We start from the raw sequence: 8,885 nt of genomic DNA on the forward strand, positions 1-8,885 counted from the left end.
CAGTATTACCACGCGCCCGCCAATAAGATCAGTATTATTCCCGGCGGGGTGAACCCCGATGAAATGTACCAGGTAGATAAACAGATCGCGCGTATGCGCTTAAAGCTAGCCCCGCAGGAAATAGTGCTGCTGCAGCTGGGCCGTATGGTGCCGCGCAAGGGCGTGGATAATGTAATAGCCGCTTTACCTAAATTAAAATATACCGGCGCTAAGGTGCGCCTGATCATTGTTGGCGGGGAAGATGGATCCCGCGATCCGGAAATAGCCCGCTTGAAACAGCTGGCTAAAGATCTTGGAGTAGCTACCTGTGTAACCTTTGCAGGCCAGCGTACCCGCGATGAGCTGAAATATTATTACGCTGCTGCAGACCTGTTCATTACCACACCCTGGTATGAGCCCTTTGGCATTACGCCACTGGAAGCTATGGCCTGCGGCACACCGGTTATTGGCGCCAATGTAGGCGGTATTAAATACAGTGTGCTGGATGGTAAGACCGGCTTGCTGGTGCCCCCGCAAAACCCGGATGCGCTGGCCGAAAAGATCAGTGAGCTGCTGCTGAACAGAACGCGGCTGCAGGAAATGAGCGCGAACGCAGTTAAACGCGTACAAACCTTATTCACCTGGCAGCGCGTAGCGCACCTCATGAATAATGTATATGAAAAAGTGATCACCAACCATAGCATTGCAGTGAATAGCACGCTGCCGGAAGATCTTTCGCTCATAGACAATGCTTTTGAGAACCTGGTAACTACCATTAACGTTTGCAAACAGCAGCTGCGGGCGCCTTTGCAGGAAGCTGCACGCCAGCTGTACCGCTGCCTGCTGCATGGTAAAAAGATCTTGGTATGCGGCAACGGCGGCTCCGCCTCGCAAAGCCAGCATTTTGCAGCCGAGCTGGTGGGCCGGTTTGAGATCCCCGACCGCCCGGGCATGCCGGCCATTGCGCTCACCGCCGATTCTGCCGTGCTTACCGCATGGTCTAATGACTATAGCTACGACCAGGTATTTTCCCGCCAGGTGCAGGCATTAGGCCGTAAGGGCGATATACTGCTTTGCCTCAGCACCAGCGGTAATTCAAACAATATTTTGCTGGCCATGGAAGCAGCGCATCAGCAGCAAATGACCTGTATTGCATTATTAGGTAAGGATGGCGGCCCGGCCGCAGACTATGCAGACATTGGGCTGATAGTACCTTCCGGCAATACCGCCCGCATACAGGAGCTGCACATGCATATGCTGCATGTATTATGCACGCTGGTAGAGCGTAAGATCGCCGGCCTGTATGCAAATAACGAGGCGCCTGCACCTAAAACCGCAGCGCTGGCTATTCCTGTAATGAACGGATGATCATGAAACCGGGCATGAGATATTTTCTCACACAGGGCCATGTTAATGCGAGGTTCCATCTGACCCGTAAAAAAATCAGATCGACGAAGGAGATCCATTGAGGCAAATAAGAAGACAGATAACTACGAGATAAATATTAACAGATGAAAAAAGCAGTATTCCTGGATAAGGATGGTACGCTGGTAACAGATGTGCCTTACAACGCAGATCCTGCATTGGTGCAATGGGCGCCGGATGCCATAGCTGCATTACAGCTGCTGCGTGCCCATGGATATGCGCTCATTGTAGTATCCAACCAGTCGGGAATAGCCAGGGGTTACTTTGATGAAACGCAGCTGCAAAAGCTCATCACCGGTATGCATAGTGTATTACATTATAACGGCCTGCACCTGGATGGTTTTTATTACTGCCCGCACCATCCGGAAGGAGCAGTAAAAGCATACGCCATTGATTGCAGCTGCCGCAAACCTTTACCCGGTATGCTGCAGCAGGCAGCCCGGGAGCTGGATATCAGCTTACCCTCCTCCTGGATGGTGGGTGATATACTGAACGATGTGGAAGCAGGCAACCGTGCCGGCTGCCGTACGGTGCTGATAGATAACGGCAATGAAACAGAGTGGATCATGGCAGATTACAGAACGCCCGCTTATAAAGCCCGTAACCTGGCAGATGCTGCAGCGTATATTATTTCTTCAACAACCGCTAAAAATTAAAAGGTATGTATACCCATATTACAGAGCAGTTTGCCGGTTTAAAGATCCTGTGCATCGGAGATCTGATGATGGATGTGTACCTGCGCGGCGCCAGCACCCGGCTTTCACCGGAAGCGCCGGTGCCGGTAGTAAATGTTACTTCCACTACAGTAGCCTTAGGCGGCGGCGCCAATACAGCTGCTAACCTCAGCCACCTGGGCGCTCAGGTTACTTACTGCAGCGTAACCGGGGCCGATGCGGAAGGCGACCGCGCCTGCGCCTTATTGGAAAATGCAGGTGTAAGCTGTAAGATCATACAGCACAGCAGCCGTAACACCATTGTAAAAACAAGGGTGATGGCCGGTTCGCAAATGCTCACCCGTTATGATGCAGGCTCCGAGCATGCCATTTTACCGGAAGTGGAAACTGCGTTTATACAGCTGCTTCAGGAGCAGTACCCGCAGCACCATGCACTGGTGATTGCAGATTATTGCAAGGGGCTGCTAACACCCGCTGTAATAGATGCGCTGGTGCAATTAAAACAGGCGCATCCCATTTGCATTGCAGTGGATTCCAAACGGCTTGAATATTTTGTGCCGCTGCGCCCCACGCTGGTAAAACCCAATTATAAAGAAGCCATTGCCATGCTGCAGTTGGAAGAGCAGCCTTACAACAGGCCGCAGCAGCTGGAAAGCAAAGGCAGCAGCCTCTTTGAAAGAACAGGCGCCGCCATTACCGCCTTAACGCTGGATGATGCAGGCGCGCTGATATTCGAAGGCGATAAACCTGTGTACCGCGCTTTTGCAAAACAGGTGCCCAACCCGAATGTTTCCGGCGCAGGCGATACCTACATCAGCGCATTTACACTGGCCTACCTGGCAGGCGCCAATATACCGGCAGCCGCTGAAATTGCCGGCGCTGCAGCTGCAGTGGCCATCAGCAAACCGGAAACCGCGCATTGCATGCAGCAGGAGCTGGATGCTTTTTTTGCAGTGAACGAAAAGTATGTAACCGATCTGCAGCAGCTGCACCATATCTGCAACATCTATAAAGCGCAGGGTAAAAAAGTAGTGTTCACCAATGGCTGCTTTGATATTTTACACAGCGGCCATGTAAGCTACCTGAACCGCGCGCGTGAGCTGGGCGATGTGCTGCTGGTAGGCATCAATAACGATGACAGCATCCGCCGTTTAAAAGGCAGCGCAAGGCCGGTGAATAAGCTGTATGATCGTATGCAGGTATTAGCCGGGCTGGAAGCCGTACAGCATATCATTCCTTTTGGCAGCCTGGAAAATGATACGCCGGCCCCGCTCATAGAAATTATTCAGCCCCATGTTTTTGCAAAAGGGGGCGATTATACAAAGGAAAAACTGCCGGAAGCTGCGGTGGTGGAACAGTATGGCGGGGAAATAGTTTTACTGCCCCTGGTGCCCGACCAGTCTACCACGCACATTATACGGCGCATAAATATGCCCACTGCCTTAAAGGTGGCTAAGTGAAATGAATGATAGTACAAGAAGCAATAGCTCCAAGCTGGCAGCACTGTAAGCGTATACTCTGTGTACGCCTGGATAATATGGGCGACCTGTTAATGAGCGCGCCCGCTATGCGCGCGCTGAAAACAACGCTGGGCTGCCACCTGACCTTACTCACCTCCACCATGGCGCAGCCATTGGTAAAAAGCCTGCCTGAAATAGATGATGTGCTGCTGTTTGATGCGCCCTGGGTAAAAACAGCCACTGCCGCTAACAGCGAAGGCTTTGATCTTTTGGTACAGCAGCTGCGCAGCGGCAGCTTTGACGGGGCGGTAATATTTACCGTGTATAGCCAAAACCCCATGCCCGCCATTATGCTTACCTACCTGGCCGGTATTCCTTTACGGCTGGCCTATTGCAGGGAAAACCCTTACGGCCTGCTTACGCATTGGGCGCCGGAAAAAGAGCCTTACACATTTATACGCCACCAGGTGCAGCGTGATCTTGAGCTGGTGCGGGAAATTGGTGCAGCTGCTACCCATGAAAGATTGCATCTGCAAACAGATGACAGCCTGTGGCCAACCATCATCCAGCAGCTGGAAAGCGCCGGTGCCGATCCGCAGCAACCCTGGTTGTTACTGCATCCCGGTGTAAGTGAGCTTAAGCGCCAGTACCCCACAGAACAGTGGATCCGGCTGGGGCGCCTGTTACGGCAGCTGCTGCCCGCTTACCAGCTAGTATTCACCGGTGTGCAGGAGGAACAAACCCTGATCAACGAAATACAGGAAGGTATAGGCGCCGGTACCTTTTCGCTGGCCGGCCGGCTGCAGCTTGCAGATTTTATTACCCTCATAAAGCACAGCCCCCTGCTGCTGTCTGTAAACACCAGCGCAGCCCATTTTGCGGCGGCTACCGGCACGCCGGTGGTAGTGCTGTATGCAAAAACAAATCCTCAGCATACCCCCTGGCAGGCCCGGGGAAGGGTATTGTATTTTGATGTTCCTGCCCCGCTGCAAAGCAGCAATGAGATCATACGATATGCTTACCGTGAATTTGAAAAAGAAGAGCTGCCACCGGCTTCGGTGCCAAAGATAGTACAGGCCGTGTTGCAGGTATTAGAAGAAACGGGTCAGCGGCTGAGTGGGGAGCACTCCCAGGCGCTCCGCTAATAAAGATTGCGCCGCCGTTGTTACAGCGGCTATATCCTGTTCTTTTGTCCAGTCAAAAGTACGGTGCAGCTCTGTATCCAGCGCAGCCCAGCGCGGGGCTTCCCCATCCATGCTAATGATCACGCTGGGTGTTTGCAGCGCATCTGCCATATGCGCCACACCGGTACAGTTTGCAAGCAGCATGGCTGCGCCTTTTAAGAGCACGCCCATAGCGCCCAGGTTCGTTTTCCCGGCTGCATTAAGGCTGGGGTTTTGCATATGGTCTGCTACTGCCCCCACTAACGGCTGCTCATCTGCCGTACCTGTAAGCACCACCTGGTAACCCATTTCCGCTATCTTATCTGCTACTACCGCAAATGCGGCCGGTGGCCATTGCCGCCATGCGCCCCTGGATCCGGGATGCACACAAACATAAGGGTACTTTAATTTCAGATGAGCTGCCTGCAGGTCTTTCTGATCCTGCGGGGTTAAGGGAAATTCCAGCTGCTCGCCCTGCGGCTTTATGCCTAAATGTTCCATCAGCATCAGGTGCCGTATCACTTCCGGTACATGATCGGGGTATTCAAGATAGTGATCCGGATCAGGACAATAGTCTTCCTTCCGCCAGAACCCCGCCGTATGGCGGGCGCCCATCAGGGCTGCCATAGGGTTTACAATGCAGCCATTGCCCTGCATTTGCAGCACCAGGCTAAATTCCTGCTGTTGCATAGCGGTAAAAAATGCGGGCAGCTGGCGCACATCCACCTCCTGCTCCGGCAGCCCCGGAAAACCGGGGAAGGGAATAAATGCATCAAAGTACTGGTTAAACCGCTGCACCAGGTCTTTTGCCCAGGGCAATCCCAGCAACGTAATATGTGCTTTGGGGTGTGCGATCCGCAGGGATCGTATAGCGGGTATAGCGCAAAGCATATCCCCCAGCTGCAATGCGCGGAAAACCGCGATCTTTCTCATCATGTTGGCAAAGTTTAAAGAAATAGCACTCTGTACCTGAAAGCGCCATACAAGGTCCAGTACACGGAAAGGAACGGGATGAGCATAGAGGTCACCACCATTTCCATTACATGCGGCCATGCATGCGTAGTGTAGGTAAGGCGCTTTTTAATAAAAGCCGTCAGTAAAACCAACCATACCATAAAAGCCGTTATCGTAAGCCAGGCAGCATGCAGCAGTAATCCTGCTATTACAGCTGCCAGCGCCAGCACCATCACATAATAATTCCAGGGGGGCTGCTGCTGTATCTTACGCCGGTACAGCTGCGGGTATTTTTTATATAGCAACGCGTTAAACATGCTCTTGCGCTGCTCCTTCAGGCTTACCCCCCAATCTGCCTTCCTTACAGGATGCACTACCAGCGCATGCTGCAGGTGTATAATAGGAATGTTATGCTGCAGCAGCTTAAATTCAAGATCACTGTCTTCCCGCCAGGCTATTTCAAAACGCTCATCAAAACCACCGGTCTTTTCCAGTGCCAGGCGCGTGCAGGCGCAGTTGGCGGTAATGAATTCCGCTTTTTCCAGCTGCGCGGTATTCCATTCATAGTCGGTAGGTTTTTCCGGCGCAGGCACCATTACACGGCCGGTAAAGGCAACGTACGGTTGCGATGCATAGCTTTCCCAGATGTTGCACAGCCATCCCTTATCAGGCATGGTATCATCGTCCGTAAAGGCTATAATCTGGCCCACGGCAGCTCTCCAGCCGGCATTACGCGCAGCTGCAGGGCCTTTTTTTACTGGCAGCGGAATGTAGCGTATATCCAGTAAGCCGGTATGCTTCCAGGATACTACCATTTTTTTGGTAATGCTATCCGGCCCGTCGCTCACTACGATCACTTCAAAATCATCCCGCTTAAGATCCTGCCGGGCCAGCGCTGCTATGCATTCCATCAGCAGCTGCGGGCGCCGGTAGGTAGGTATTACTACAGAGATCTTTTTTTCCATATTACTTTTCAATTAAGAAAGAACCCATAACCAATGCATCAAAAGGCGATGACCAGAAGCATTCCAGCGCATCGCGCGGCGTACATACAATAGGTTTGCCCAGCGTGTTAAAGGAAGTATTAATCAGTACCGGCACACCGGTCTTTTTTTCAAAAGCGTTCAGCAGATCGTAATAGCGCGGGTGCTGCTGCCGGTTAATGGTTTGTATGCGTGCCGTGCCATCCACATGGGTTACAGCCGGAATTTTATCGCGCTTATCCTCTTTTACCTTGTGCACAAATAACATGAAGGGCGAATAACCTGCCTGCTCAAACCATTCCGCCGCATGCTCCTCCATCACCACCGGCGCTACCGGGCGAAAATCTTCCCGGTCCTTTACCTCGTTCAGCCTTGCCTGCATATCCGCATGTATGGGCGATGCCAGTATGGACCGGCTTCCCAGCGCACGCGGGCCAAACTCCATACGGCCCTGGTACCAGCCAATGATCTTGTCCTGCGCCAGCAGCTCAGCAGCTGCTTCCGCTACATTATCCAGCTGGCGGTACGATGTTTTGGTCCAGTCCAGGAAAGCTTTAATTTCTTCATCCTTATATTCAGGCCCCCAGTAAGCATGCTCCATTACAAAAGAGCGGCTGCTTGCTTTCCGTTCCTGCGCATCGATCCACATGGCTGCGCCCAGCGCAGTGCCCGCATCGCCGGAGGCTGGCTGCACCCATATATTTTTGAAAATGCCTGCATCCCGTAAAGTAGCGTTTAATACACAGTTCAGCGCCACACCGCCTGCAAAGCAAAGGTTCTCCTGGTTAGTGCTGCGCTGTAACGACTGTGCAAGGTCCAGCACAGATTCCTGCAGCACGGCCTGTAAGGAGTGTGCAATGTTAAAGTGATGTGCGGTGAATTCCGCATTACGCGTTCTTACCGGGCCAAATCGTTCAGTCAAACGTTCGTTATCGATCGTGTAGCTTCCGTTTTCATGCATATGTATCATTTCCCGGAAATCCTTTACAAATACAGGTTTCCCATAAGAGGCCAGCGCCATCACCTTGTATTCATCGGAAGAGCGCAGGAAACCCAGGTAGCTGGTCACCTCCTCATACAACAACCCCAGGGAATGTGGCATGTTCACCTGCGCAATACGCTGCAGGTCGTTTTCAATACCCACATTAAAAGTAGTAGTGGCTTTTTCGCCACGGCCATCCACGGTTAGCACCGCTGCTTCCCGGAAAGGAGAAGGTAAAAAAGCGCTGGCAGCATGCGCCAGGTGATGCTCTACAAAATGCCATTGCTCCGGCTGCAGGCAGGCGCCGCTGAAACGTTGCTGCAAATGATGCGGATAACCATCTACCAGCTGCCCCGGCGCATTCACAATTGACGACAGGAATAACGGATCCCAGGGCGACATCCACTTTTCCGGAACCCGCTGCCCTGCCGGCTTTAAAGGCAGGTTAATATTGTTCTGATCTTTTACCTGCTCTCCCAATAATATAAAAGGATCAAAGGAATAAGCTACATGATCTACATCGGAAAGATGTATGCCGGCTGTTTTAAGGCAATAATCAATAGCGTGAAATGGCAGCTCGTAAGCGGAAAAAGGGATGGGTCTTTTACCATGTTTGATATGCGTAAATCTTTCGTCTTCCGCGGCTGCCAGCAGCTGCCCATCTTTCATGAGGCACGCGGAGGAGTCGTGAAACGCTGCATTAATGCCCAGTGTGTACATGTAATGAATTTAAAGAGTAATTAAAAAAGGTTAAAGCAGTATACAATGCCCGTTGTAAATGGCTAACACAAATTGTTCCAGAAGTATATGCCGGTTTCATCCTTTTCACTTTCACCATTTCACTCAAACGCTTTACTGCAGAGCATTCCAGAGAAGCTACAACTAAAGTTATGGGCAGCAACGCTTCTTTTTTGTAATAAACCGGGTAATTTTGTACAACGATTTTATTGATACCACCACAACATTATTTTTTAATACCACAACATTATGTACCTGCATGTTATTACATGCCTTAAAGAAGAACGTGTGAACCTATGAAATTAATTCCTTCGGAAAGTCTGTCTGAAGCCCAGGTGCAGCGGGGCCTGCACTTAGTGATACGCGACGGGCTGGCTGCAGAAACAATGATCGTTTTAACAGGCGGCGCTTTCTTAACTGCGCTGGCACTGCAGCTGGGCGCTTCCAATTTCCAGATAGGTGTGCTGGCTGCATTACCTACTTTCACCAATATCTTTCAGCTGCTGGCCATCTGGCTGGTGCAGCGC

At 51.7% G+C, this 8,885-nt stretch carries 7 protein-coding genes and 1 pseudogene; 5 read left to right on the forward strand and 3 right to left on the reverse strand.

The window, feature by feature from the left end; genetic code table 11:
* From VIM87_RS14585 to VIM87_RS14600, 4 genes are all read left to right on the forward strand, one after another.
* A partial coding sequence (locus VIM87_RS14585) for a glycosyltransferase (RefSeq protein ID WP_331997701.1) occupies positions 1 to 1,347 on the forward strand: 1,347 nt, incomplete at its 5' end.
* Between the two features lie 143 nt (positions 1,348 to 1,490).
* Positions 1,491 to 2,060 carry an HAD family hydrolase gene (locus VIM87_RS14590; RefSeq protein ID WP_331997702.1) on the forward strand — a complete coding sequence of 190 codons (570 nt, stop codon included), beginning with the start codon at positions 1,491 to 1,493 and terminating at the stop codon, positions 2,058 to 2,060.
* A gap of 5 nt (positions 2,061 to 2,065) precedes the next feature.
* A complete protein-coding gene (rfaE2, locus tag VIM87_RS14595; RefSeq protein WP_331997703.1) occupies positions 2,066 to 3,538 on the forward strand; it encodes a D-glycero-beta-D-manno-heptose 1-phosphate adenylyltransferase in 1,473 nt (490 codons plus the stop codon).
* A gap of 5 nt (positions 3,539 to 3,543) precedes the next feature.
* Positions 3,544 to 4,683 carry a glycosyltransferase family 9 protein gene (locus VIM87_RS14600; RefSeq protein WP_331997704.1) on the forward strand — a complete coding sequence of 380 codons (1,140 nt, stop codon included), beginning with the start codon at positions 3,544 to 3,546 and terminating at the stop codon, positions 4,681 to 4,683.
* Here VIM87_RS14600 and VIM87_RS14605 read toward each other — a convergent pair.
* Genes VIM87_RS14605 through VIM87_RS14615 form a run of 3 tightly spaced genes read right to left on the reverse strand, consistent with a single transcriptional unit; the run spans position 4,630 to position 8,340 of the window.
* Positions 4,630 to 5,637, reverse strand: a complete 1,008-nt coding sequence (locus VIM87_RS14605; protein ID WP_331997705.1) for a glycosyltransferase family 9 protein — start codon at positions 5,635 to 5,637, stop codon at positions 4,630 to 4,632. The genes VIM87_RS14600 and VIM87_RS14605 overlap by 54 nt on opposite strands.
* 11 nt (positions 5,638 to 5,648) lie before the next feature.
* Positions 5,649 to 6,620, reverse strand: coding sequence for a glycosyltransferase family 2 protein (locus VIM87_RS14610; RefSeq protein ID WP_331997706.1), 972 nt, complete (start codon positions 6,618 to 6,620; stop codon positions 5,649 to 5,651).
* Between the two features lies 1 nt (position 6,621).
* Positions 6,622 to 8,340: a carbamoyltransferase family protein gene (locus VIM87_RS14615; protein WP_331997707.1), complete on the reverse strand. Its 1,719-nt coding sequence runs from the start codon at positions 8,338 to 8,340 to the stop codon at positions 6,622 to 6,624.
* A gap of 314 nt (positions 8,341 to 8,654) precedes the next feature.
* Between VIM87_RS14615 and VIM87_RS14620 the strand changes: the two are divergent.
* Positions 8,655 to 8,885, forward strand: a pseudogene (locus tag VIM87_RS14620) (MFS transporter); the annotation flags it as partial.

It is taken from the genome of Chitinophaga sp. (assembly GCF_036569125.1).
Taxonomy (GTDB): domain Bacteria; phylum Bacteroidota; class Bacteroidia; order Chitinophagales; family Chitinophagaceae; genus Chitinophaga.